The organism is Bifidobacterium sp. UTCIF-39, from assembly GCF_006408715.1.
Classification (GTDB): domain Bacteria; phylum Actinomycetota; class Actinomycetes; order Actinomycetales; family Bifidobacteriaceae; genus Galliscardovia; species Galliscardovia tissieri.
The window spans coordinates 1-25,867 of the sequence record NZ_JEOG01000021.1 but is presented as its reverse complement, the minus strand read 5'-3'; the positions used below and the strand labels follow the sequence as shown (position 1 = coordinate 25,867).

The window sequence follows — 25,867 nt, the reverse complement described above, 5'->3', positions numbered from 1 at the left end:
TCACATGCCGATGATCGATATCGACTGGCTCAAGGACCATGTCGAGATTCCCGAAGACCTCACCTACGAGCAGCTCGCCAAGGATCTGGTGCGCGTCGGCCTCGAGGAAGAGGAGATCCACCAGTCCCAGGTGACCGGCCCGATCGTGGTCGGCTACGTGGTGGACGCCACCCCCGAACCGCAGAAGAACGGCAAGACCATCAACTGGTGCCATGTGGACGTCGGTGACGAATTCAACGAGACTGACGAGAACGGCAACAAGGTGCCCCGTGGCATCATCTGCGGCGCACCGAACATGGCCGCCGGCGAAAAGGTGGTCGTCACGCTGCCCGGTGCCGTGCTGCCCGGCGATTTCAAGATCGAACCGCGCAAGACCTACGGTCACATCTCCAACGGCATGTGCGCGTCCGAACGCGAGCTTGGACTTGGTGACAGCCATGACGGCATCATCCTGCTGCGCGAATACGGCTTCTCCAAGCAGGAGTATGACGCGCTGCAGCCCGGTGACGACGCCATGGAGCTGCTGCACCTGAACAATCCCGTGCTGGAGATCAACATCACTCCGGACCGTGGCTACGCGTTCTCCTACCGTGGTGTGGCCCGCGAATACCACCACTCCACCAAGGCCGTGTTCACCGATCCGGTGATCGAGCTGAACGAGAAGGCCCCGCACGAGGCCAAGCCCGTCGACGGTGCCGCCCCGGTGAAGGATATGGAGGTGCTGGTCGAGGACAACAATACGATTCACGGCGTGCCCGGCTGCGACCGCTACTATGGCCGCATCGTGCGTGACTTCAACCCGAACGCCCCCACCCCCAATTGGATGCGCCGTCGTCTGATTCGCGCAGGCATGCGTTCGATCTCCCTGGCCGTGGACGTGACCAACTACGTGATGCTCGATCTTGGCCAGCCGCTGCACGCCTACGATCTGAACAAGATCGAAGGCCCGATCGTGGTGCGTCGCGCCAGTGAGGGAGAGAAGCTCACCACGCTCGACAAGAAGGAGCATGACCTGAGCCCCGAAGACCTGCTGATCACCGATTCCCCGAATGGTGAGCACGCCTCCCGCATTCTGGGCCTGGCCGGTGTGATGGGCGGTCTGTACGGTGAGATCACCAGCGAGACCACCGACATCTTCGTCGAGGCCGCGCACTTCGATCAGGTGTCGATCGCCCGTTCCGCGCGTCGTCACAAGACCCCGTCCGAGGCGTCCCGTCGTTTCGAACGCGGCGTGGACACCCAGCTGCAGCCTGCGGCAGTGGAGATGGCCGTCGAACTGCTCACCCGCTACGGTTCCGGCGAAGGCTCCAGGACCCCGGTGGACTACAACGCCACCACGCGTCCGCACGACATCCGCTTCAAGGTGAGCGAGGTGGCGCGAGTCTCCGGTCTGGAACTCGACACCAACACGATCTCCGATATCCTCACTGACATCGGCTGCCACGTGGGCGGTGGCGGCAACGGCGAGTTCTCCGTGCAGCCTCCGACCTGGCGTCCGGATCTGACCGAGCCGTGCGATCTGGTCGAGGAAGTGGCTCGACTCGTCGGCTATGACGAGATTCCGGTGCGTGTGCCTCCGGTCCCGGCCTCCGGTCGCACGGGACTGACCTTGGAGCAGCAGCGTCAGCGCTGGGTCTCCAACACGCTCGCCCAGTACGGTCTGGTGGAGACGCTGAGCTATCCGTTCGTCGGCGATGCCGACTACAAGGCCTTCGCCCTTGACGACAAGGCCATCAAGCCGATCAGCGTGGAGATCACCAATCCGCTCGCCGGCGACCGTCCGTTCCTGCGCCGTTCGCTGTTGCTGACGCTCGCCATGACCGTGCAGCGCAACATCCGTCGTGGTCTGCAGAACGTCAGCCTGTTCGAGACCGGTCATGTGTTCCTGTGGAATCCGGACGCTCCGGCCATTCCGGCGCTTCCGGGCGGCGTGAAGCCGACCGACGAGCAGCTTGCGGCGCTTGACGCCGGTCTGCCCGATCAGCCGCTGCACACGGCCGCCATCCTCACCGGCAAGGCGGTTGACGCCGGCTGGCTGGGTGAGTCCCGCGATGTGGACTGGTCCGACGCGGTCGAGGTCGTCACCCGCATCTCCGAACGTCTGGGTGCCGATCTGCGTCTCCGCCAGCCCGCTGCCGATCAGGTGCCGGCATCGTGGCATCCCGGCCGCTACGCCGAAGTGACCCTGCCCGACGGCACCAAGGTGGGCGAGGTGGGCGAGTTCCATCCGCACGTCAACGAGGCACTGGGCTTCCCGGAGCACTCCGCCGCCATGGAGCTCAACCTCACGGCGCTGTTGCCCGCGCTCGACGACAAGCCGGTGCAGGCCAAGCCGATCGCCACGTTCCCGCCGGTCCATCAGGATCTGGCGTTCACCGTGCCTACCTCGGTAACCGCCCGTGAGCTTGAGGACGTGATCCGCGAGGCGGCTGGCGAGAACCTCGAGTCCATCGAACTGTTCGACGTCTTCACCGGCGAACAGGTGGGCAAGGATTCCAAGTCGCTGGCGTTCGCCGTCACCTTCCGTTCCCCGTCCAAGACGCTGGATTCCTCCGATAGCGAGGCGATCCGACAGGCGATCGTGGACAAGGCCGAGGCTCTGGGCGCCCAGCTGCGCGCCTGATCGCTCGCTAAGGCCCCCGGCTGAATTTGCTGGGGGCCTTTTTGTATGGTCGTACAGTGGATGTTCAGGAAACAATGCAAATCCGCTGCTAGGTAAGGAAGACATGAATTCAAACCCGCAGAATACCGATCACAATACGAGTCAGTCCGATGGCTCCGGGCGTGTCGATCAGCCCGAGTACGGCCAGTATGCCCAGCCCGAGTACGGTCAGATGGCCAGTCGATATCCGGGTTGGAATCCTTACGTGTATGGTGCGCCGGAGCCTGACAAATCCGACGGTTCGGAGGACCAGTCCGGCAAGTCGCCTGATGACATGATGAACGGAGCCGACGGGAATCCCGGGGCTGGCAATGGATATTCCAGTTGGCCGGGTTCCCCGCAGTCGCCGGATTCCGATTGGCGTGGCGCAGGCCAGCCACAGTCCCCATATCGCCAGTATCCGCAGTATCCGAACGGTGGTCGGGGAAACGGGTATGTGCCGGACTACTGGAACGGCATCGATATGAATGATCCGAATCAGAATCCTCTGTATGGCAGATGGGATTCGGCTGCCATCGTCGCCTTCGTCAGCGCGTTGATCAGCATCCCAGTGATGCCGGTGATTCTCGGCGCGTTCTCCATCTGGCGTACCGGACGATTCCACATGAAGGGTCGTGGATTGGCTGTCGCCGCCGTGATCATGGGACTTCTTGTGACAGCGTTGGACCTGTATCTGATGGTGACGGGCATGGACCCCACGCAGCTTGTTTTGCAGATGTACGGTCTGGATTCGACCGGCGGCACTGGCGGCACGGACGGCGGAACCTCGGTGTAACAATCCCGGTGGTACATATAAGTGCACGGTGCATATGGAGTGTGAATATGCTTGCTATGTGAAATGCATAATTATGCATTGGTCTGCATAGTGTGTATAATCGGCGCTATTGCAAAACAACGCAAGTCAAAGAGGGTATGACATGGCTCAATACACGGTCGCGGTGGCGGGAGCCACTGGATATGCAGGAGGGGAGGCGTTGCGCATTCTCGCGGCGCATCCGAACATGCGGGTCACCTGCGTGGCCGGCCATTCCTCGGTGGGGGACAAGCTCGGCAAGCATATGCCGCATATTCCGCAACTGGCCGATCTGACCGTAGAGGACACCACTCCCGAAGTGCTCAATGGTCACGATGTGATCATTCTGGCGTTGCCGCACGGCGCGTCCGGCGCGCTGGCCGCCCAGCTTGACCCCAACAGCGTGGTGGTCGATCTTGGTGCCGATCATCGTCTCGAAGAGCAGTCCGCCTGGGATGACTACTATGGCGGGGATTTCTACGAACACTGGGCGTACGGCATGCCCGAGCTGATCCGCGGTAAGGCTGCCGACGGCTCCTATCTGCGTCAGCGCGACAACCTTAAGGGCGTCACGCGCATCGCCGGCCCCGGATGCAACGTGACCGGCACCACGCTGGCCATGCAGCCCGGCATCGCGGAGGGCCTGGTCGAGCCCGATGGTCTGGTGGCCGATCTGGTGGTCGGATACTCCGGTGCCGGCAAGAACCTCAAGCGCACCAACCTGCTGGCCGCCGAGGCTCTGGGATCCGCGGTCCCGTACGGTGTGGGCGGCACGCATCGCCACATTCCCGAGATCCTGCAGAACTTCGCCCATGCCGCGGGTCTGTCCGCTGATCAGGCCGGACGCTTCGAGCTCGGATTCACGCCGATTCTGGCACCCATGGCGCGTGGAATCCTGTCCACCGTCTCCGCCCCGCTGACCGCGAAGGCGGCTGCCATGAGCGATGCCGAAATCCGTTCCGTATGGGAGAAGGCCTACGCGGACGAGCATTTCATGATCCTGCTGCCCGAAGACGTCCTGCCGGCGACCGGCAACATCATCGGATCGAACGCCGCGCACATTCAGGTGGCGGTGGACCGCAAGGCGGGACGACTGCTGGCGTTCAGCGCCATCGACAACCTCAACAGGGGAACCGCCGGTCAGGCGGTGCAGTCGCTGAACATCGCGCTTGGACTTGACGAAAGCACTGGACTGACGACGATTGGAGTAGCACCGTGAGTGTGACGTTCGCAAAGGGATTCTCCGCAAGTGGAGTGGCGGCCGGCATCTCGGCCGTGGAAGACAAGAAGGATATGGCCGTCGTAGTCAACGACGGCCCGCTTGACGTGGCGGCCGGCGTGTTCACCGCCAACCGTTTCTGCGCGGCACCCGTGCAGTGGTCGCGCAAGGTCGTGGCCGATGGCCATATCAAGGCCGTGGTACTCAACTCCGGTTGCGCCAACGCCTGTACGAGTGAGGCCGGATACCGCCAGTCGGCGGACACCGCCGCCAAGCTCGCCTCGCTGCTGGGAGTGGCCGACACCGACATCGCGGTGTGCTCCACCGGCATGATCGGCGATCTCCTTCCTCTTGACAACGTGTTGTCCGGCGTTGAACTGGCGCACAACGCGCTGTCCGAGTCCGCCGAAGCCGGCGAACTGGCCGCCGAGGCCATTCTGACCACCGACACCAAGAAGAAGACGGTCGCTCTGGAAGGTGCCGGCTACCGCATCGGCGGCATGGTCAAGGGATCGGGCATGATCGCCCCGCAGCTGGCCACCATGCTGTGCGTGATCACCACCGACGCCAAGGTGACCGCCGAGCAGGCGCGCAAGGCGCTGTCGGCCGGTGTGGAGACGTCGTTCAACCGCATCGACGTGGATGGCTGCATGTCGACCAACGACACCGTGCTGCTGCTGGCATCCGGCGCTTCGGGCGTGGAGCCGGACGAGGATGAATTCGACGCCATGGTCGCCAAGGCCTGCGCATCGCTGTCCCGTCAGATCATCGGCGACGGTGAAGGCGCATCCCATGACATCCGCGTGACCGTGACCGGTGCCACCAGCGAGGACGCCGCGCTGGCCTGCGCCCGTGCCGTGGCCGCATCCAACCTGCTCAAGTGCGCGGTGTGCGGCAACGACCCGAACTGGGGACGCGTGGTCTCCTCTCTCGGCACCGTGCCCGTCGACGTGGCTCCGTACGACCCGAACAATGTGACCGTCGACGTCAACGGCGTGCGCGTGTGCGACGGTGGCAAGCCCGGACGTCCGCGCTCCGAGGTCGACATGACCCCGCGCGAGGTGCATTTCGACATCGACTTGGGCGAGGGTGACAGCCAGGCCACCGTGTGGACCGACGACCTGACGCACGAATACGTGCACATCAACGCCGATTACGAGTCGTGACGATCAGCGGATCGGCATACCCCGCAACGGCATTGGACACGACACGATAACGAACTGAACGAACAAGGACTGAACTAGGACTGAACTGTGGTTAAGGCAGAGACGAAAACGGTGGTTGGACCCGGATTCCATTTCGATGTGCACACCGATCTGCGCGCCGACCAGAAGGCCGAGGTGCTGATCGAGGCGTTGCCGTGGCTTGAGGAGTTCTACGGCCAGCGCATCGTCATCAAGTACGGCGGCAACGCCATGGTGGACGAGAAGCTCAAGCAGAACTTCGCCGAGGACATGGTGTTCCTCCGTCAGGTGGGACTTCACCCGGTGGTGGTGCACGGCGGCGGCCCGCAGATCTCGAACATGCTCAAGGCATTGGGTATCAAGTCCGAGTTCAAAGGCGGTCTGCGCGTCACCACGCCCGAGGCGATGGACGTGGTGCGCATGGTGCTCACCGGCAAGGTGTCCAGGGAACTGGTGGGTCTGATCAACTCGCACGGACCGATGGCGGTCGGCCTGTCGGGTGAGGACGGTGGACTGTTCTCCGCCATGCAGCGCAAGCCGATCATCGACGGCAAGCCCACCGACATCGGCCTTGTGGGCGATGTGGTGAGCGTGGACTCCTCCGCGGTGGAGGACCTGATCGCCGCAGGACGCATCCCCGTGGTGTCATCCGTCGCTCCGAACGAGGACGATCCCACCGAAGTGCTCAACGTGAACGCCGACTCCGCCGCGGCCGCACTGGCCGGCGCGCTGGGTGCCCGTAAGCTGGTCATTCTCACCGACGTCGACGGTCTATACGCCGACTGGCCCGACAAGGACTCCCTGATCGGTCGCATCGGCGTGGAGAATCTGCGCGACATGCTGCCCGAACTCGAGTCCGGCATGCGGCCGAAAATGGAAGCATGCGTGCGAGCGCTCGACAGTGGTGTGGAAGAGGCCCACATCATCGACGGTCGTAAGCCGCACTCCATTCTGAACGAGATTTTCACCACGCAGGGTATCGGCACAATGGTGATCCCCGCGGATGGCATCGAAATGAGGAGCTCTTACAACTATGTCTGACAAGGAAACGCTGGGTGCCAACGACGCCAAGTGGCTGGACTCCTACAAGAACGTGCACATGAACGTATTCGGCACGCCTCTGCGCGTGATGGATCATGGTCAGGGCACCCGAATCTGGGACGTCGACGGCAACGAATATCTGGACTTCCTCGGTGGCATCGCCGTGAACGCCCTCGGATATGCGCACCCCGCATGGGTGAAGGCCATTGCCGAGCAGGCCGCCAAGGTGGGACACACCAGCAACTACTTCGCCACCGAACCGCAGATCGAACTGGCATCTAAGCTGATCGAGCTCGCCGGGGCGCCGGAAGGATCGCACGTGTACTTCGGCAACTCCGGAGCCGAGGGGAACGAGGCCGCGATCAAGCTCGCCAAGCTCTACGGCCGCACCCTGCACGGCGCGCTGCCCGACATCGGCGGCAAGCCGGCCCGTATTCTCGCCATGACCCACGGATTCCACGGTCGTACGCTCGGCGCGCTGAGCGCCACGTGGAAGCCCGTGATCCGCAAGCCGTTCGAACCGCTGGTTCCTGCCGTCGAATTCGTGGAGGCCGGCAATGTGGAGTCGTTGCAGCGAGCCTTCAACGAAACCGGCCTGGGCCGCTACGGCAAGGGACCGGTCGCCGCCGTGATCATGGAGCTCATCCAGGGCGAGGCCGGTGTCGTGCCGTTGGGTGCCGACTACGTGAAGGCCGCGCGCGAACTGTGCGACAGGAACAACGCCCTGCTGATCATCGACGAGGTGCAGACCGGTATCGGCCGCACCGGCGAATGGTTCGCCTTCCAGCGCGAGGACCTGAGCGGCGGCGTCATCCCGGACGCGATCACCTTCGCCAAGGGCGTCGCCGGCGGTTTCCCGATGGGCGGCCTGATCGCCTTCGGTGAGAAACTCTCCTCCCTGTTCACCCCGGGCTCGCACGGCTCCACCTTCGCCGGCAATCCGCTTGGTGCAGCCGCCGCGCTCGCCACACTCAAGACCATTGAGGACGACGACCTGCTCGCCAACGCCGAGGCGCGCGGCAAGCAGCTGCGCGACGGTCTCGCGGCGCTTGACAACCCGCTGTACGGCGAGGTGCGTGGCCGTGGCCTGCTGGACGCCGTGCAGCTGAGCCACCCGTGCGCCCACGCAGTGGCCGGATGGGCGCTGGAACACGGTCTGATCGTCAATGCCGTCGCACCGAACGCCCTGCGGTTTGCGCCGCCGCTGATCGTCAGCGAGCAGGACGTGGACGAGTGCCTGAGCGTTCTGGCCAAGGTCCCGACCGATCTGCCCAACGACTGATCGAACGAACCCCATTTCCATCACCGTCATGTCTGCCGGAACCACGGACGGATCCGGCAGACATCGTTATTTCTGTTATCACCGTCCACTGTCCAGAACAATCAAACTAAGGAGAACGCAATGGCCCACGAACTGCGGCACATGCTGCGCGACGACGATGTGAACCATGAGGAGCAGAAGCAGATCCTCAAGCTGGCGGAGAAGTTCCGTCTCAACCGTTTCTACGCTCGCCCGTTCGAAGGTCCGCAGGCCGTTGCCGTGATCTTCGACAAGCCCAGCACCCGAACCCGCTCCAGCTTCTCGATCGGCGTGGCCGAACTCGGCGGCTATCCGCTCGTGATCGACAAGTCCTCCTCGCAGCTCGGCCGAGGCGAGCCGGTGGCCGACACCGCACGTGTGCTCACCCGTATGGCATACGGCATCGTCTGGCGTACCTTCGGACAGGATCGTGTGGAGGAGATGGCCAAGTACGCCACCTGCCCGGTCGTCAACGCGCTGACCGACCAGTTCCACCCCTGCCAGGTGCTCGCCGACCTGCAGACCATCGCCATGCATCGCGGCGGTGTTGACGCGCTCGCCGGACAGACCATCGCCTACGTGGGTGACGCGGCCAACAACATGGCCAATTCCTACCTGCTTGGTGGTGCCACCGCCGGCATGAACGTGCGTGTCTCCGGGCCGCAGGGATACCTGCCGGATCCGCAGATCGTGGCCGACGCCAAGCGCATCGCCGAAGCCAACGGCGGTTCGGTGCTCGTCACCACCGATCCGAAGGAGGCCGTGGCCGACGCCGACTGCGTGTTCACCGACACGTGGGTCTCCATGGGCGAGGAGGCCGAATACGCCATCCGTTCCAAGCCGTTCTGGAATTACCAGGTCAACGACGAGCTCATGTCGTACGCCAAGCCCGATGCGCTCTTCCAGCACTGCCTGCCCGCCTACCGCGGCAAGGAGGTCACCTCCTCGGTGATCGACGGCCCGCAGTCGGTGGTATGGGACGAGGCCGAGAACCGTCTGCACGCGCAGAAGGCGCTGCTCACCTGGCTGATCGCGTGGCAGCGTGAGGATCCCTCCCTGCTTGGCGAGCTCGCCTGATATGGGTCGCATGACCGACGACGACACGCCGTCGCTGCAGCGTCCGACCACGCGGGCCGCACGCCTGAGCGCCATCGAACAGGCGTTGCGCTCACACACCGTCACTTCGCAGTCGCAGCTGTCCGGCATTCTCGCCGCCCAGGGCATTGCGGTCACCCAGGCCACGCTGAGCCGTGACCTTGACGAGATGAACGCCGTCAAGGTTCGCGTGGCCGGGGGAGCCATGGCCTACGCCATCGGTGGTCCGAGTTCACATCATGCCGAGGATCATTCCTCCCATGCCGAGCTTGGGGCGAAGATCGAGCAGCAGCTGTCCCGGGTACTGTCCGGACTGGTCACGTCGGTGGCCGTGGCGCGCAATCTCGTGGTGGTGCACACCCCGTCGGGTGCCGCACAGTATGTGGCGAGCGTGATCGACAAGCACCCCATTGACGGTATTCTCGGCACCATTGCCGGGGATGATACGGTATTAATAATCTGCACCGATGATGACATGGCCGTAGGGCGTTCCGAATGGTTGCTGTCATTGGCCTCCCAGACTCGCGACAAAGGCGATCGGGATCCGAATGACGGCGGTCGCTGACCGTGCGACTCACCGGAGTGCATAAATATACAGACCATTGCATATAATTGATGCATAAGGATGTAATCATAAGAAAGGCAACCAATGGCAGACAACAAGCGTCTTGTCCTGGCGTATTCCGGAGGTCTTGACACCTCCGTGGCTATCTCGTACCTCAAGGAGCGCACCGGCAAGGATGTCGTGGCCGTCTCCCTCGACGTCGGTCAGGGCGGCGAAAGCCTCGAGACCATCAAGCAGCGCGCCCTCGCCTGCGGCGCCGTCGAAGCCTACGTGGTGGACGCGCGCAACGAGTTCGCCGAGGAATACTGCATGAAGGCCCTCAAGGCCAACGCCATGTACGAAGGCGTGTACCCGCTGGTCTCCGCCATCTCCCGCCCGCTGATCTCCAAGCATCTGGTGCGCGCCGCCCACCAGTTCGGTGCCGACACCATCTCCCACGGCTGCACCGGCAAGGGCAACGATCAGGTGCGTTTCGAGGTGTCCATCGCCTCCATCGACCCGACGCTCAAGGCCATCAGCCCGATCCGTGATCTGGCTCTCACCCGCGACGTGGAGATCGCGTTCGCCAAGGAGCACAAGCTGCCGATCACCCAGACCGAGAAGAGCCCGTACTCCATCGACCAGAACGTGTGGGGCCGTGCCATCGAGACCGGCTTCCTCGAGGATCCGTGGAACGGTCCGACCAAGGACTGCTACTCCTACACCGATGATCCGGCCTTCCCGCCGGTCGAGGATGAGGTCGTCATCGAGTTCAAGCAGGGCATCCCGGTCAAGATCGACGGTCGTGACGTCACCCCGCTGCAGGCCATCGAGGAGATGAACCGCCGCGCCGGTGCCCAGGGCATCGGTCGTATCGACCTCATCGAGGACCGTCTTGTCGGCATCAAGTCCCGTGAGCTGTACGAGGCCCCGGGTGCCGTGGCCCTCATCACCGCCCATCAGGAGCTGGAGAACTGCTGCCTCGAGCGTGAGCAGCACCGCATCAAGCGCGACATCGACAAGCGCTGGGGCGAGCTGGTCTACGACGCACAGTGGTTCAGCCCCGCCACCCAGTCCCTCAACGCGTTCATCGAGGACACGCAGAAGTACGTGTCCGGCGAGATCCGCATGGTGCTGCATGGCGGTCGTGCCGTGGTGACCGGTCGTCGTTCCGATAGCTCGCTGTACGACTACAACCTCGCCACCTACGACTCCGGCGACAGCTTCGACTCGAAGTCCTCCAACGGCTTCATCGACATCTACGGTCTGCCGAGCCGTGTGGCCGCCGCCCGCGACGTCAAGTTCGGCAACGGCATCGAAGTCCCGGACAACGCCGTGGAGTGATCCAGTTTCGGCTTCGGCTGAGTAGCGATTGCGTGATGTGGTGACATCCCTCGCTGATCGCCATTGACGGCATTTCTCAGGCCTTTCTTCGGATTCGTTTCCGAAGAAAGGCCTTTTTCGTACTGATCCAAGCCTTAAGGCGTAGTTCCTGTTGCGGGAGTGGCGATTCACATCCATCAGGAAGCGTTTCTATTTTCGTGACGAGGGCTATTCCCGTCTATTTGAAGCGTCTGCTTGGGAACAGCGTAAGTTGGGGGATTCCGGAGCCACCTACTCAGGATTGTCGGGCAAGACCAAGAGTGATTTTGGCCATGGTGATGCTTGCTTTGTTCCATATACGAATGTTTTTGATAATCCAATAACTGATACGAAACGACTTGAATCGGTCGAAATCGATCTAGGCCAGAACGAAGTTCAATATGGTGATGCTTTGTTTACGGTGTCTTCGGAAACGCCGGAGGAAGTTGGAATGTCTTCCGTTTGGTTTGGGAATCAGCCAAACGTTTATCTCAATAGTTTCTGTTTCGGATTCAGACAGAATGGCACGTTTGATGCTAATTACTTGGCGTATGTGCTTAGGTCTATGAGTGTCAGAACGCGTCTGACAATACTCGCACAAGGTATCTCCCGCTTCAATATTTCTAAGAACAAGGTAATGGAGATTCCTGTCCCTACTCCAAATATGAAAGAGCAGCAGGCCATCGGCTCGTTCTTCTCTCGCCTCGACAACCTCATCACCCTTCATCAGCGTAAGCGCATGGCTGATGATTGGTTAAATGAGGGTGGAAAGCGCGCGCATCACGATATCGACGTCCTTGTTCTCCAACTCACGTATGACGTGCAGATACGTGTCCTGCGTGGTGTTCATACTCGCGTGGCCAAGTCTTTTGGATACGCTCGCGATGGAGACTCCAGCGAAAAGCAGCAAGGATGCGTGCGTATGCCTTAACCCATGAATCGAGATCACCGGAACCTCAGCATGCTCGCAATGTCTGGCTAATACGCTGTTTGCGGTCGAGTTGTAGACCTTGCCATCCACGAAGATGGGCTCGCTCCCCGGCAGATTTTTCAGCAGCGTTGACAGCTGCATGATGAGTTGCCAATCGAGCTGTACTTTACGAATAGAGGACGCGTTCTTAGTAGGTACGAAGCCGCCGCCATTCTTATAATCCCAGGTCTTATTGACCGAAAGTGTTTGATGCACGAAATCAAAATCGTCGGGCGTAAGCCCCAGAGCCTCGGAGAAACGCAAGCCAGTTTTCGCTACAAGCAGTATCAGCCAATCCCAGCTCGGTGACGATCCAAGTTCCAGATCTGCAAGCATCGCATGTAGTTCGAACTGGTTAAGGTATTTCGTCTTCTTTTCTCGAGGTTGACGACCCTTGATTATTGCCTTGCGCGTTGGGTCGCGTTGGATAAGGCCATCATCGACGGCGTCGAGAATAGCTCCTTTCAGCTGATGATGGAAGTCCATCGTCGTTTGACGTTCATGGTATTCGGCATACCCATTGATCAGTTTCTGATAGTTCACTCGGTTCATGTCGGAAAGCTTGAGATCCGGGACCAGCTTGCTGAGCCATGCCTGTGTGAGTCGGTACTTCTTCATCGTCACTTCGCGGATCGCGCCTTCTTTGTAGACGGTGATCCATTGCGAGTAATAGTCGCAGAACAACACTTCTGCGCTTGTGGTGTTTCCGGTCATATAGAGTTCTTCTTCCTTATTGACATGCGCTTACGTTAATGTCGGGCAACATGATTCAGACAATCAAGCAGAGAAGACTCAAGCCGGTTACTTACGCTGATGAAGGGTGATGAGGTCGTCAAGACGGGAGAAGAAGTCAGTCAAACGCTGTTGTTCTTTGCCCGAAGGTATACGGATACTTCTCTTTTTCCAATCATCAACGTTGAATACTAGCTTCTCAATGTCGACGCCATACGAACTCAGCATGAACATCCGATACATGCCGCGACATTTGGAAATGAGCGACCAATATTTAGTCGAGATGTCTTTGTTTCCTACAATAACTAGGTATTCATTAGAAACAACTGCATTATTAAGGCTTTTCGGGACATAGCCGTTCGCTCCATGAACAACCTGCCGCTTGGAAACAAGGTAATCTCCCGTATGTACCTCGAAATAGCTTTTCACAAGAATATCTGATCCTCTTAGGCATCCTCGTGAGACAACGCCCTCATTTCTTCTCCTTACAGTAACGAGTTGGTAGTACTTATCATCCGACAACACGACTGGTCGAGAAATCTCAGATACTATTTCCGCAACCTTACGCTGTTCCCAAGCGGATGGATATAATGTCATGTACCTTACGTCGAGGGTGCGTTGTTAGTCAGATTCTCGCACGGCGGTCGTCGTAGCCGTTGCGATAAGGAGCAGAGGGATGAATAAGCAGCAGCTGGCCGCAAAGATTTGGGAATCGGCCAACCGAATGCGTTCGAAGATCGAGGCCAACGAGTACAAGGACTACATCCTCGGTTTCATCTTCTACAAGTTCCTGTCTGAAACGCAGGTCTCCCGATTGCGGGGGGAGGACTGGACGGATGACGATCTGCCTGCGCTGGTGGAGGATGACTCCGAAACCGTGGAGTATGTACGCGATACGTGTGGTTATTTCATCTCCTATGACGATCTGTTCTCCACATGGGTCGCTAAAGGGGGCGATTTTCATATTTCCGACGTGCGTGATGCCCTTTCCGCATTTGATCGCAACATCGATCCGGCACGCAAACGGGTCTTCGCGGGCATCTTCGATACGCTGCAGACCGGGTTGTCCAAACTTGGTACGGATGAGAAGAGCCGTAGCAAGGCCGCCCGAGACCTGATTTACCTCATCAAGGATATTCCGATGGATGCGCGCCAGGGCTACGACGTGCTTGGCTATATCTACGAGTATCTTATCGATAAGTTCGCCTCGAACGCAGGTAAGAAAGCCGGCGAATTCTACACACCGAGCGAAGTTTCCCAGCTCATGAGTGAGATCATCGCAGGGCATTTGAAGGACCGCAAGGAGATCACCATCTACGATCCCACGTCCGGTTCCGGCTCTTTGCTTATCCACATCGGTCAGGCCGTTGCGCGTCGCAATGGGAATCCGAACGATATCAAGTACTATGCGCAAGAGCTCAAGGAGAATACGTATAACCTCACGCGTATGAATCTTGTCATGCGTGGTATCCTGCCGGACAACATCGTGGCCCGCAACGGTGACACGCTCAAGGACGATTGGCCGTGGTTTGATACCGATGAAACCAAGGACGAAACCTACGAACCATTGTTCGTGGATGCGGTGGTCTCGAATCCTCCCTATTCGCAGAATTGGGAGCCGCCGGAAGCAGGTGAAGACATCCGTTTCGAATACGGTATCGCTCCCAAGTCCAAGGCAGATTACGCGTTCCTACTGCATGACCTCTATCATTTGCGTGATGATGGCATGATGGCCATCGTTCTGCCGCACGGTGTGCTGTTCCGAGGCGGTGAGGAAGGTGAGATCCGTCGCAATCTCGTAGAACACCACCATATTCAGGCCATCATCGGTCTGCCGGCAAACATCTTCTTCGGTACAGGCATCCCCACCATCGTGATGGTGCTGCGCAAGCATCGTGACGATGACCATGTGCTTATCGTTGACGCTTCCAAACATTTCATCAAGGACGGCAAGAACAACAAGTTGCGTGCTTGCGATATTCGACGCATCGTCGACGTGGTGGCGGGTTCGAAGGACGTGGACAAGTTCAGTCGTTTGGTTGGCATCGATGAGATCCGGGCGAATGACTATAACCTCAATATTCCTCGATATGTAGATTCTTCCGAACCAGCCGAAAGCTGGGACCTGTATGCCACTATGTTCGGCGGCGTTCCTGCCCATGAGATCAATACGTTGCAGCGGTTCTGGACTGTGTTCCCGAGCCTGAAAGCGCAGTTGTTCGAGATGCAGGACGGCCATATTGCCAAGGTCTCCAATGGTTCGGTGCGAGAAACCGTATATGGTAATGCTGAAGTCAAGGACTACATCGATCAGTACAGGCGTGTATTCTCCGACTGGCCGGGGCTTCTACGTCGAGAACTGGTGGATGACTGCGCATCTGTGAACATTGCGGCCAAGGAGGACGAGCTGGCGGGTGAGTTGTTCCGTCGCCTGTCCAATGTTCCTCTTGTGGACCCCTACGCCGCCTATCAGGTGCTGGCTGATGGTTGGCAGCAGATATCGATAGATCTTGAAACCATTCAGAATGATGGCTTCGATGCTGTGCGTACGGTAGATCCCAACATGGTCGTCAAGAAGAAGAGTGGCAAGGATGTCGAGGTCCAGGAAGGCTGGGCAGGTCGTATTCTTCCATTTGACCTTGTACAGAAGAATCTTCTTGATGCTGATCTTGCTGAGATTGGTGTACAGGAGCACCGTCTGACCGAGATCAGTCAGGAACTGAGCGATCTTCTGGAGAATCTGGATGAGGAAGACAAGGATTCCGATGCGATCAACGAGGAGGGGGATTCGTTCGTCTCTGCTGAGTTGAAAAAGGAAGTGAAGCGGATCGGGAAGACTCCTCAGACGGCGCTGGATCGCGTACTTGTAAGTGCTAACAGATTGTTTGATGAGGAGCGCAAGGTCAAGAAATCCGTTAAAGAGTTGCGCGCGGATCTTGAAACCAAGACTGTAAAGACGATTGAAGGACTGGATGACGTACAGGCCGCTGACCTGTTGGCTGCCAAATGGATCGAACCGTTGCAACACAAGCTGGAGACGTTGCCGATCGATGTACTCGACGAACTGGTGTCCAAGGTCTCGGCTCTAGACAAGAAGTATGCGACCACCTATGCCGACGTGTGTGGGCAGATTAGGACTGCGGAATCTGAGCTAGGAACCATGCTTGACCAGCTGACCGGAAACGAGTTTGATATGGCCGGCATCGCTGAGCTCAAGAGCCTGCTGGGAGGCGAATAATGATCGAATCTTCGAACAATCCTTCGATTCGTTTTGCTGGTTTTACTGACCCTTGGGAACAGCGTAAGTTGGGGGAGGTCGTTAACTCGTTTTCGGGAGGAACTCCAGATGTTGGTAATGGTGCCTACTACGGTGGAACGATTCCCTTTATTCGATCGGCTGAAATCAATTCAGAAGTAACGGAGCTATTCATTACGCAGGAAGGGTTAAACAATTCTTCGGCAAGAATAGTGAAAAAGGGGACTATCTTATATGCGCTGTATGGCGCCACCAGTGGGGAAGTTGGAATAGCAACACTTGATGGCGCAATCAATCAAGCCATTCTTGCCATTGTTCCTCAGTACGGGAACGATGCATTTTTCTTAGTTGGATGGCTGCGCAGAGAAAAGCAGCAGATAATAAGCACCTATCTTCAAGGAGGCCAAGGAAATCTATCAGGGGGTATAGTGAATGGGCTGCTCCTTCATGTACCTTCTCTCGACGAGCAGCAGGCCATCGGCTCATTCTTCTCCCATCTCGACGACCTCATCACCCTTCATCAGCGTAAGTATGACAAGCTCGTCGTGTTTAAAAAGGCAATGCTCGAACAGATGTTTCCGCAGGAGGGTGAGTCTGTTCCGAGGATTCGTTTTGCTGGTTTTACTGACCCTTGGGAACAGCGTAAGTTGGGGGAACTGGCTCAGCGTGTAACTCGGAAGAATTCCGATAACGAATCTGACCTTCCGTTGACTATCTCCGCACAGTACGGATTGATTGATCAGAGGCTGTTCTTCAACAACCAAGTGGCAAGCAAAGACATGAGTGGTTACTATCTGCTTCGGAAAGGCGAATTTGCATACAACAAAAGCACTTCCGTGGATAGTCCATGGGGCGCGATCAAGCGTTTGACCCAGTACGAGAAAGGCTGTGTCTCAACGCTATACATATGTTTTGAGCTGATCGGCGCTGATCCGAATTATCTTGTGACATATTACGAAACCAACCGATGGTATAAGGCCGTACAAATGATCGCGGCCGAGGGCGCGAGGAATCATGGGTTGCTCAATATTGCGCCTGATGATTTCTTTGGAACGACGTTATCGGTGCCGCCGTCAGCTGCCGAGCAGCAGGCCATCGGCTCGTTCTTCTCCCATCTCGACGACCTCATCACCCTTCATCAGCGTAAGTTGGAATTGCTGCAGAACATCAAGAAATCACTGCTCGACAAGATGTTTGTGTGAGGAATCGGAGGAATCATGGATCGCAAGCGTGCAATGCAGGAGGCCATTCACTCCGGCGAAATGGAGGGTGCGTATGTCTCGGCTGAGTTCCGAAAGGATGCCGAGGAGTACGTGGATGGTAACTTCACTATCGAGGAGCTGATGACGCGTACCAAACGACGTTGGCAATCCCGAAATCCGAGCGTAAAGAACGTGGGACCATCCCATGTGTGATGAACAGTTCGTAGATCCCTACATCAATCGTCAAACAGGTATTCTTGCCAATCTAGTGGGCGCGACGACCTACGACGAACTGCGTAACGCCGAAGGAGAGTTCGTTGCTTTGCGCATGAACGAGTTCTTCTCCAAGCCAATCGTGCGTGTGACCGGCTCTCTTGACGACTTTCGTATGCTGCATCGCATGCTGTTTCAGGATATCTATGCGTGGGCCGGTGAGATTCGTACCGTCGAGATACGTAAGAACATCGAGGGAGCTGAGTTCTTTCTCCCCTCGACGAACATCGCAATGGGCGTCACATGGGCTCAGGGAGAGCTCATGAAAGACAACATGCTGGTGGGGCTTGCGCCCCAGTCTTTTGCGCGGCGTCTTGCTTACCATTATGACAACTACAACTTCATCCATCCGTTCCGTGAAGGCAATGGTCGTGTACAACGACTGTTTTGGACCCTGTTGTGTCACGATGCTGGATACGATCTCGATTGGCGTCTTGTCAGCGGCGAGGAGAACGACGAAGCCAGTCGTATTGCTGCGGAACAACAGAACTACACGGGACTGGAGCGTATCTTCATCCGCATCGCATCGCCTTGCGATCCGAATACGCCGATCAACAGTGAGATTCTGACTGTGGGGCACCTGCACGGGGAATCGGAAAACGACGCAATGAAGCGAAAGGAGAAGTCATGATATTCGACAAGGAATCAGATTTCGAGGAGAGCGTCATCGCCGTTCTTCAACAGCATGGCTGGAAAGATGGCATCCTGCGTTATCCGACTGAGCAGCAACTGCTCGATAACTGGAAATCCATCCTGTACCGCAATAACAACGACATTGACAGACTTGGACAATATCCGCTGACCGATGGTGAGATGGCACAGATCATTGAGCAGATCGAAACTCTACGCACTCCGCTTGCGCTCAATTCGTTCGTCAATGGACGTACCGTGTCCATCACCCGCGACAACAAGGATGATATAGCGCATTACGGCAAGGAAGTCAGTCTTTATATCTACGATCGCAAAGAAATCGCGGGAGGCAAAAGCACCTACCAGATTGCGCAGCAGCCTGTCTATCCTGCCAAAAACAAGATGGTCCATGCTCGGCGTGGTGACCTCGTTCTCCTCATCAACGGCATGCCGCTCATTCATATCGAGCTCAAGAAAAGCGGCGTGCCCGTCAGTCAGGCAACCGGACAGATCGAGAAGTACGCACATGAAGGAGTATTTACCGGGCTGTTTCGCCTCGTGCAGATCTTCGTCGGTATGACCCCAGACGATGCTGTGTATTTCGCCAATCCCGGCGCTGACAAGTTCAACCCAAGCTACTACTTCCATTGGGCAGACTTCAACAACGAACCCATCTGTGGCGGTGGTAACCCCGGCAAAGACGAATGGAAACTATTCATCGGAGGAACCTCCGGTACCGCCGGCCTGCTCTCCATTCCTATGGCACATCAGCTCATCGGCTTCTATACCATCGCCGACTCGGCAGATGGGTGTCTCAAAGTACTGCGCAGCTATCAGTACATTGCGGCGAACGCCATTTCCGACGTCGTGCGTAAATGCGACTGGGATCAACGGCCTGACATTCCCGGTCGTCCTGGCGGCTACGTATGGCACACCACTGGTTCCGGCAAGACCATGACCAGCTTCAAATCAGCTCAGCTCATCGCCGACTCGCATGATGCTGACAAGGTCGTATTTCTCATGGACCGAATCGAACTGGGTACTCAATCACTCAAGGAATATCGCAGTTTCGCCGACAGCGAGGACGATGTGCAAGGCACTGAGAACACTGGCGTATTACGGGATAAACTTGCCAGTGATGATCCGAAGGATACACTCATCGTTACCTCCATCCAGAAGATGAGCAATATGAAGATCGGCGAGCATGGTGTGACCCAAGTGGAACTTGACAGGGTGGCTGCCAAACGCGTCGTATTCATCATCGACGAATGCCATCGTTCCACGTTTGGTGACATGCTGCAGGATATTCGTAGATCCTTCCCGAACGCGTTATTCTTTGGTTTCACTGGCACGCCCATATTGGACGAAAATCAGAAGAAGAACTCTACAACGTCCATGATTTTCGGTAAATGCCTGCATCGCTACAGCATTGCTGACGGTATACGCGATCATAACGTGCTCGGATTTGATCCGTGTATGGTCACCACGTACAAGGACGACGAAGTACGTCTTCAGGTGGCACTTCACAAGGCGAAAGCCGGCAGCGTCGAAGAGGCGCTTGCCGATCCGCTGAAAACCGAGGCCTACCTGCATTACATGGATAAGGCAGCGGTGCCCATGGGTCCTGTTATCGATGATTCGGGAACCATGGTTCACGGCATCGAGGATCAGCTTGGACGGGAACAGTATGGCAGCGATACGCCGCATCCCGGTATGGTCATCACTGATATCATCCGGCAATTCCCCGTCCTCAGTCACGGCGGTAAATTTCACGCTATGTTGGCGACGAGTTCCATCCCTGAAGCCATCGACTATTATCGTCGTTTCAAAGAACTTGCCCCTGAATTGCGTGTGACTGCTTTATTTGATCCGAACGTGGATAACACTGCAGGTGCCACGGTCAAGGGCGATGCACTAGCCGAGATCATGACCGACTACAACGCGATGTACGACAAGGATTTCCGCATCGAAGAGTGGCCGGCCATGAAGAAGGACATCTCATCACGTCTTTCCCATAAGACTCCTTATGGGAATGTCGATGCAAATCGTGGACAGCGACTCGATCTCCTTATTGTCGTTGACCAAATGCTTACCGGTTTCGACTCAAAATGGGTGAATACGCTCTACCTCGACAAGATCATCGAGTATGAAAGCATCATCCAGGCATTCAGCCGCACGAATCGCTTGTTCGGACCGGACAAACCGTTCGGTGTCATTCGCTACTATCGCAAACCACATACCATGCACGGTAACATCGAACGGGCCGTAAAACTGTATTCGGGAGACCGGCCGCTCGACTTGTTCGTGCAGAAACTTCCTGAGAACATACGATCCATGGACTCGCGATATCAGGAGATATTGAACCTATTCGCCGATGGTGGAGAACAAGACCTCACCAGTCTGCCCGAATCGGTGGAAGCGAAACGCAAATTCGCGAAAGAATTCGTCGCATTGAACCGCTTCCTTGAAGCGGCGAAAGTGCAAGGATTCGATTGGAACACGCCGGAATATCCGATTGACACTACCGGAGACGTTGTGAACAGCAACGACGGCGATGAGGAAACCGAGACCGTGCGTCCACAGATCGACGAACGTATGTATCTTATCCTCGCGCAACGCTATAAGGAACTGTTCGATGAAGATGCCGGAAACGATGAACCGGATGGTGGGGCGGATGAGCCGGAAGCGCCATATGAGCTGGAGGGTTACCTTACTGCGATCGACACCGGACTCATCGATACCGACTACATGAATGCGAATTTTGACAAATGGCTCAAAGCACTCAAAGAAGACAGTCCGGAATTAGCAGCAATGTCTGCGCAACTACACCGATCCTTTGCTGCGCTTTCCAAAGATGAGCAGCGCCTTGCCGAGCTGTTCCTGCATGACGTGGAGCGTGGTGATGTAACCGTTGAAGACGGATGCACATTGCGTGACTACATCACACGGTACGCGAAGCGCGAAAAAAACGAGCAAATCGACAAGATCGTTGACCAGCTTGGCGTGGACCGTTCTCTCATCGAAGAATTCATGCTGCGTCTTATCAACGAGACGAACATCAACGAATTCGGCAGATTCGACAGACTGATGGCGAGCGTTGATCGCAACAAGGCAAAGGCGTTTTTTGAGAGACATGAACATCGGAAACTGCCGCCGTATAAGATTCCCATGCGCGCGCAGCAGCTACTCAAACGATTTGTCCTTGAAGGTGGCTTCGACATTGACACAGACAATGAGCCGTCGTCGCATGATGTAGCCGCGCGCTGATAGGCTGGCAGACGGTCAAAAACGTATGAAACCCTTGATGATCCCATCACGGATCATACGGTTCACGAGGCTCACAAAGAATCAACGTAAGGAGAACATGCATGGCTGAGCAGTCCGAACACCTCGCCCTGTGGGGCGGCCGATTCACCTCCGGTCCCTCGCCCGAACTGGCCCGTCTGAGCAAGTCCACCCAGTTCGACTGGCGTCTGGCCGACGATGACATCGCCGGATCCCGCGCCCACGCCCGCGCACTGGGTCGCGCCGGACTGCTGACCGACGACGAGCTCAAGCGCATGGAGGATGCGCTCGACGAACTGCAGCGTCGCGTCGACTCCGGTGAATTCACGCCGATCGAGGACGACGAGGACGAGGCTACCGCCCTCGAACGCGGACTGATCGACATCGCCGGTGACGAACTCGGCGGCAAGCTGCGCGCCGGTCGCTCCCGCAACGACCAGATCGCCTGTCTGATCCGTATGTGGCTGCGCCGCCACTCCCGCGTGATCGCCGGTGAGCTCATCAAGCTCGTCAACGCGCTGATCAAGCAGTCCGAGGCCGCCGGCCACACCGTGATGCCTGGTCGCACCCACATGCAGCACGCCCAGCCCGTGCTGCTCGCCCACCAGCTCATGGCCCACGCATGGCCGCTGATCCGCGACATCCAGCGCCTTATCGACTGGGACAAGCGCATCAACGCCAGCCCATACGGCTCCGGAGCGCTCGCCGGCAACACGCTCGGTCTCGACCCGGAGGCCGTGGCCCGTGAGCTCGGCTTCTCCCGCGTGACCGACAACTCCATCGACGGCACCGCGTCGCGCGACCTCGTGGCCGAATTCGCGTTCATCGCCGCCATGACCGGTGTGGACATCTCCCGTCTGAGTGAGGAGATCATCATCTGGAACACGCAGGAGTTCGCCTTTGTCAAGCTCGACGACGCCTACTCCACCGGCTCCTCGATCATGCCGCAGAAGAAGAACCCGGATATCGCCGAGCTTGCCCGTGGCAAGTCCGGCCGTCTGATCGGCGACCTGACCGGTCTGCTCGCCACGCTCAAGGGCCTGTCCACCGCATACGCCCGCGACCTGCAGGAGGACAAGGAAGCCGTGTTCGATCAGGTCGACACGCTCGAGGTGCTGCTGCCCGCCTTCACCGGCATGGTCGCCACCATGCGTTTCGACGCCGACCGTCTCGAGGCCGAGGCCCCCACCGGTTTCGCGCTCGCCACCGACATCGCCGAATGGCTGGTGAAGAACGGTGTGCCGTTCCGTCACGCCCACGAGCTTTCCGGTGCCTGCGTCAAGATCGCCGAAGGCCGTGGCCAGGAGCTGTGGGATCTCACGGACGATGACTTCATCGGCGTGTTCGCCGACTTCCTGCCCGCCGACAAGGCGCCGCAGGTGCGTGAGGTGCTCTCCAGCCGTGGTTCCGTCGATTCGCGTAACGGCAAGGGCGGCACCGCCTACGGTCGCGTGCGTGAGCAGATCGTGGACGCCAAGGCCACCGTGGAACCGCTCAAGCTGTTCGCCGACTCCAAGTCGGATGGCTCCGCCTACAAGTCCCCGAGCGAAGTGCTGCGCTAGGCTTCATCGGTCCCAAATGTGATGTTGCTCATGATCATTCCGCCCGCCGCGTTTCTCCGACGAACGTGAATCATGGTCGGATAGACTGGGCGGGAAAGCACAATGGTCGTACCGATCGCGACCTTTTCGGAAAGGAATGTGCATGAGCAACTTCATCAACGTCGAGCTCGAGGACTTCACCGTCAACGCCTACCACGACGGCGAAATCGAAACCGTGTCCAAGCAGAACCTGCTGGGCCACTGGTCCGTCATCTTCTTCTACCCGGCCGATTTCACGTTCGTGTGCCCCACCGAACTTGGTGATCTGGCTGACCACTACACCGACTTCAAGGCAGCCGACGCCGAGGTCTACTCCGTTTCCGAGGACACCGAGTTCGTACACAAGGCCTGGGCCGAGGCCACCGACACCATCGCCAAGGTGAAGTACCCGATGCTCGCCGACCCGGCCGGCAAGCTCGCCCGCTTCTTCGGCGTGCTCGACGAGGAGACCGGTCTGGCCTTCCGCGGCGTGTTCATCATCGACCCCGAAGGCAAGATCAAGTCCTACACCATCAACGACAACGGCATCGGCCGCAACGCCGAGGAGATCCTGCGCACGCTCGAGGCCGCCAAGTTCGTCCGTGAGCACGGCGACAAGGTGTGCCCGGCCAACTGGCACCCGGGTGAGGACACCATCGCTCCGAGCCTCGACCTCGTCGGCAAGATCTGATCGTCGATAATCATCGAACATCAATCGTCGATCATCGTCGATAGCACAAACGTCAGCAATTACCACCATCAGTGGTTGTGACAATACGTTTTTAAGGCGCCCGAATCATATTCGAGCGCCTTTTTCAGCAGTAAGGCAGCAATCAAATCATGAGCAACGAACACATTTACGACGTCATCATCGTCGGCAGTGGTCCCGCCGGACTCACCGCGGGCATCTACGCGGGACGAGCGACCATGGACACGCTGATCATTGAAAAGGATCAGGTCGGCGGTCAGGTCACCACCACTTCCGTGGTCGTCAACTATCCGGCGATCAAGGAGATCGAGGGCACCGCCTTGATGAACCTGATGAAGCAGCAGGCCGAGGGCTTCGGCGTGGAAATCGCCCATGACGATGTGACCGCGTACGAGCTCGACGGCGAGGTGAAGGTGCTGCACGGCAAGAACCGCGACTATCATGCCCGCGCCGTGATCATCGCATCCGGCGCCCAGCCCCGTCAGCTCGGCATCCCCGGAGAACAGAAGCTGCGCGGCAGGGGAGTGGCCTATTGCTCCACCTGTGACGGCGAGCTGTTCAGCGGACTGCAGGTGTTCGTGGTCGGCGGCGGCTATGCGGCCGCCGAGGAAGCCGACTACCTCACCCGCTACGCACGCAAGGTGACCGTGCTCGTGCGTGGATCGCAGTTCTCCTGCCCGCCGCTCACCGCGGCCCGCGCGCTCGACAACCCCAAGGTCGAGGTGCTGTACAACACCGAGGTCGAGTCCCTCGACGGCGACGACTATCTGACCGACGCCACGTTTGTGAACAACAAGACCGGTGAGAAGACCCATTACCATGTCGAGGACGGCGACAACGTGTTCGGCATGTTCATCTACGTGGGCACCAAGCCCGAAACCGCCGGCCTTGACGTGCTCGTCAAGGACGACCGCGGCTACATCTCCGTCGATTCGTGGCAGGGCACCAACATCCCCGGCGTGTACGCGGCCGGCGACGTGGTTTCCAAGCCGTTGCGCCAGATCGTGACCGCCGCATCCGACGGCGCGATCGCGGCCACCGGTGCCGAAGAGTACGTGACCGCCGAGAAGAAACGTCTCGGCATCCCCGTGGTGCCCAAGGCGGTTGCCAAGAAGGCCGACGAGACCAAGACCGCATCCGAATCCAAGCCCCAGTCCGCGAAGTCCGCAACCGTGGGCCAGACCAGCACGATCTCCGACTCCCCGTCCGTGCCGCAACACAAGGGCGTATGGTTCAGCGCCGAAATGAAGCAGCAGCTGGCCGGCATCTTCAACCGTCTGACCGAGGACGTGACCCTGTTGCAGGTGGACGACGGCGGTCAGCCGAGCATCGAACTCGCCAGCTTTGCCAAGGAATTCGCATCCATGCACGACCACCTGCACTACCGCAGCGTGGCGGTCGACTCCGAGGAAGGCAAGGCGCTGATCGACAAGGCCGCCATCGTGCGTTACCCGGTCTTCGTGCTGCTCGACCACAATGGCGAATACACGGGCGTGAAGTTCAGCGGCATCCCCACCGGTCATGAGGTCAATTCGCTCGTTCTCGCCGTCTATAACATCGCCGGCCCGGGCCAGAGCGTGGACCCCGAACTCGCCGAACGTATCAAGGCGCTACCGGAGACGCACATCGAGATCGGCGTCTCCCTCACCTGCCACTTCTGCCCGGACGTGGTGGCCGCATGTCAGCACATCGCCGCCATGAACCCGAACGTGACCGCCGAGATGATTGATCTGGGGCTCTTCCCTGAACTGCGCAAGGAACGCAGGATCATGAGCGTGCCTGCCACCACCATCAACGGCGGCGACATCCTGTTCGGCAGCCAGACGCTCGAGCAGCTCGTGTCCGCCTGCGAAGCGGCATGATGCCGTAGCGCTCCCAAATGAACACTGTGGCGTAGTGATTCCGCCCCGTTCTCCTGGCTATTTCCAGAGCAGGAGACCGGGGTGGAATCATATCCGAATCGTATGAATCATCCGCCTCGTCTTCAGAATCATCCGCACGAACGAATACCCCGGTGATATTGGTCATTT

General features: G+C 58.4%; 19 protein-coding genes and 1 pseudogene. 18 read left to right on the top strand and 2 right to left on the bottom strand.

Annotated elements, in window-relative coordinates; genetic code table 11:
* Positions 1 to 4: 4 nt before the first annotated feature.
* The 10 genes and pseudogenes from pheT to EP30_RS11350 all read left to right on the top strand — a co-directional run.
* Positions 5 to 2,623 carry a phenylalanine--tRNA ligase subunit beta gene (gene pheT, locus EP30_RS08685; RefSeq protein WP_140557905.1) on the top strand — a complete coding sequence of 873 codons (2,619 nt, stop codon included), beginning with the start codon at positions 5 to 7 and terminating at the stop codon, positions 2,621 to 2,623.
* A gap of 103 nt (positions 2,624 to 2,726) precedes the next feature.
* Positions 2,727 to 3,437 carry a DUF4190 domain-containing protein gene (locus tag EP30_RS08680; protein ID WP_140557903.1) on the top strand — a complete coding sequence of 237 codons (711 nt, stop codon included), beginning with the start codon at positions 2,727 to 2,729 and terminating at the stop codon, positions 3,435 to 3,437.
* 142 nt (positions 3,438 to 3,579) lie between these two features.
* On the top strand, positions 3,580 to 4,674 hold the full coding sequence (gene argC / locus EP30_RS08675; RefSeq protein WP_140557901.1) for an N-acetyl-gamma-glutamyl-phosphate reductase: 1,095 nt from the start codon (positions 3,580 to 3,582) through the stop codon (positions 4,672 to 4,674).
* A complete protein-coding gene (gene argJ / locus EP30_RS08670; protein ID WP_140557898.1) occupies positions 4,671 to 5,840 on the top strand; it encodes a bifunctional glutamate N-acetyltransferase/amino-acid acetyltransferase ArgJ in 1,170 nt (389 codons plus the stop codon). The genes argC and argJ overlap by 4 nt, the downstream gene beginning before the upstream one ends.
* Positions 5,841 to 5,927: 87 nt before the next feature.
* The gene (gene argB, locus EP30_RS08665) at positions 5,928 to 6,899 is read left to right on the top strand and encodes an acetylglutamate kinase (RefSeq protein WP_375137752.1); all 972 of its coding nucleotides are present in this window, start codon (positions 5,928 to 5,930) and stop codon (positions 6,897 to 6,899) included.
* Positions 6,892 to 8,181: an acetylornithine transaminase gene (locus tag EP30_RS08660; protein ID WP_140557896.1), complete on the top strand. Its 1,290-nt coding sequence runs from the start codon at positions 6,892 to 6,894 to the stop codon at positions 8,179 to 8,181. Before argB ends, EP30_RS08660 begins: the two co-directional genes overlap by 8 nt.
* A 120-nt stretch (positions 8,182 to 8,301) precedes the next feature.
* Complete coding sequence (argF, locus tag EP30_RS08655; protein WP_094662591.1) at positions 8,302 to 9,276, top strand: ornithine carbamoyltransferase; 975 nt, start codon at positions 8,302 to 8,304, stop codon at positions 9,274 to 9,276.
* A 10-nt stretch (positions 9,277 to 9,286) separates the two neighbouring features.
* Positions 9,287 to 9,859, top strand: coding sequence for an arginine repressor (locus tag EP30_RS08650; protein WP_094663068.1), 573 nt, complete (start codon positions 9,287 to 9,289; stop codon positions 9,857 to 9,859).
* A gap of 84 nt (positions 9,860 to 9,943) precedes the next feature.
* A complete protein-coding gene (locus tag EP30_RS08645; RefSeq protein WP_140557894.1) occupies positions 9,944 to 11,182 on the top strand; it encodes an argininosuccinate synthase in 1,239 nt (412 codons plus the stop codon).
* Positions 11,183 to 11,651: 469 nt separating this feature from the next.
* A pseudogene (locus tag EP30_RS11350) lies at positions 11,652 to 11,924 on the top strand (restriction endonuclease subunit S); the annotation flags it as partial.
* A 30-nt stretch (positions 11,925 to 11,954) separates the two neighbouring features.
* On the opposite strand, the gene EP30_RS08635 reads toward EP30_RS11350, so the two are convergent.
* On the bottom strand, positions 11,955 to 12,884 hold the full coding sequence (locus tag EP30_RS08635; RefSeq protein ID WP_140557892.1) for a site-specific integrase: 930 nt from the start codon (positions 12,882 to 12,884) through the stop codon (positions 11,955 to 11,957).
* 87 nt (positions 12,885 to 12,971) lie between these two features.
* A complete protein-coding gene (locus EP30_RS08630; protein ID WP_140557890.1) occupies positions 12,972 to 13,499 on the bottom strand; it encodes a restriction endonuclease subunit S in 528 nt (175 codons plus the stop codon).
* Positions 13,500 to 13,578: 79 nt separating this feature from the next.
* On the opposite strand from EP30_RS08630, the gene EP30_RS08625 reads away from it, so the two are divergent.
* The 8 genes from EP30_RS08625 (at position 13,579) to EP30_RS08590 (ending at position 25,699) form a co-directional block, all read left to right on the top strand.
* A complete protein-coding gene (locus EP30_RS08625) occupies positions 13,579 to 16,140 on the top strand; it encodes a type I restriction-modification system subunit M (protein WP_140557888.1) in 2,562 nt (853 codons plus the stop codon).
* The gene (locus EP30_RS08620) at positions 16,140 to 17,360 is read left to right on the top strand and encodes a restriction endonuclease subunit S (protein WP_140557886.1); all 1,221 of its coding nucleotides are present in this window, start codon (positions 16,140 to 16,142) and stop codon (positions 17,358 to 17,360) included. Before EP30_RS08625 ends, EP30_RS08620 begins: the two co-directional genes overlap by 1 nt.
* 15 nt (positions 17,361 to 17,375) lie before the next feature.
* Entirely contained in the window at positions 17,376 to 17,573 is a 198-nt protein-coding gene (locus EP30_RS08615; protein WP_140557883.1) for an antitoxin VbhA family protein, read from the top strand.
* Positions 17,566 to 18,264, top strand: a complete 699-nt coding sequence (locus tag EP30_RS08610) for a Fic family protein (RefSeq protein WP_140557881.1) — start codon at positions 17,566 to 17,568, stop codon at positions 18,262 to 18,264. Before EP30_RS08615 ends, EP30_RS08610 begins: the two co-directional genes overlap by 8 nt.
* Positions 18,261 to 21,530, top strand: a complete 3,270-nt coding sequence (locus tag EP30_RS08605; protein ID WP_140557879.1) for a DEAD/DEAH box helicase family protein — start codon at positions 18,261 to 18,263, stop codon at positions 21,528 to 21,530. The genes EP30_RS08610 and EP30_RS08605 overlap by 4 nt, the downstream gene beginning before the upstream one ends.
* Positions 21,531 to 21,631: 101 nt before the next feature.
* Positions 21,632 to 23,110 carry an argininosuccinate lyase gene (argH, locus tag EP30_RS08600; protein WP_140557877.1) on the top strand — a complete coding sequence of 493 codons (1,479 nt, stop codon included), beginning with the start codon at positions 21,632 to 21,634 and terminating at the stop codon, positions 23,108 to 23,110.
* Between the two features lie 142 nt (positions 23,111 to 23,252).
* On the top strand, positions 23,253 to 23,819 hold the full coding sequence (ahpC, locus tag EP30_RS08595; protein WP_094662585.1) for an alkyl hydroperoxide reductase subunit C: 567 nt from the start codon (positions 23,253 to 23,255) through the stop codon (positions 23,817 to 23,819).
* Between the two features lie 149 nt (positions 23,820 to 23,968).
* Positions 23,969 to 25,699: an FAD-dependent oxidoreductase gene (locus EP30_RS08590; protein ID WP_140557875.1), complete on the top strand. Its 1,731-nt coding sequence runs from the start codon at positions 23,969 to 23,971 to the stop codon at positions 25,697 to 25,699.
* Positions 25,700 to 25,867: the final 168 nt, after the last annotated feature.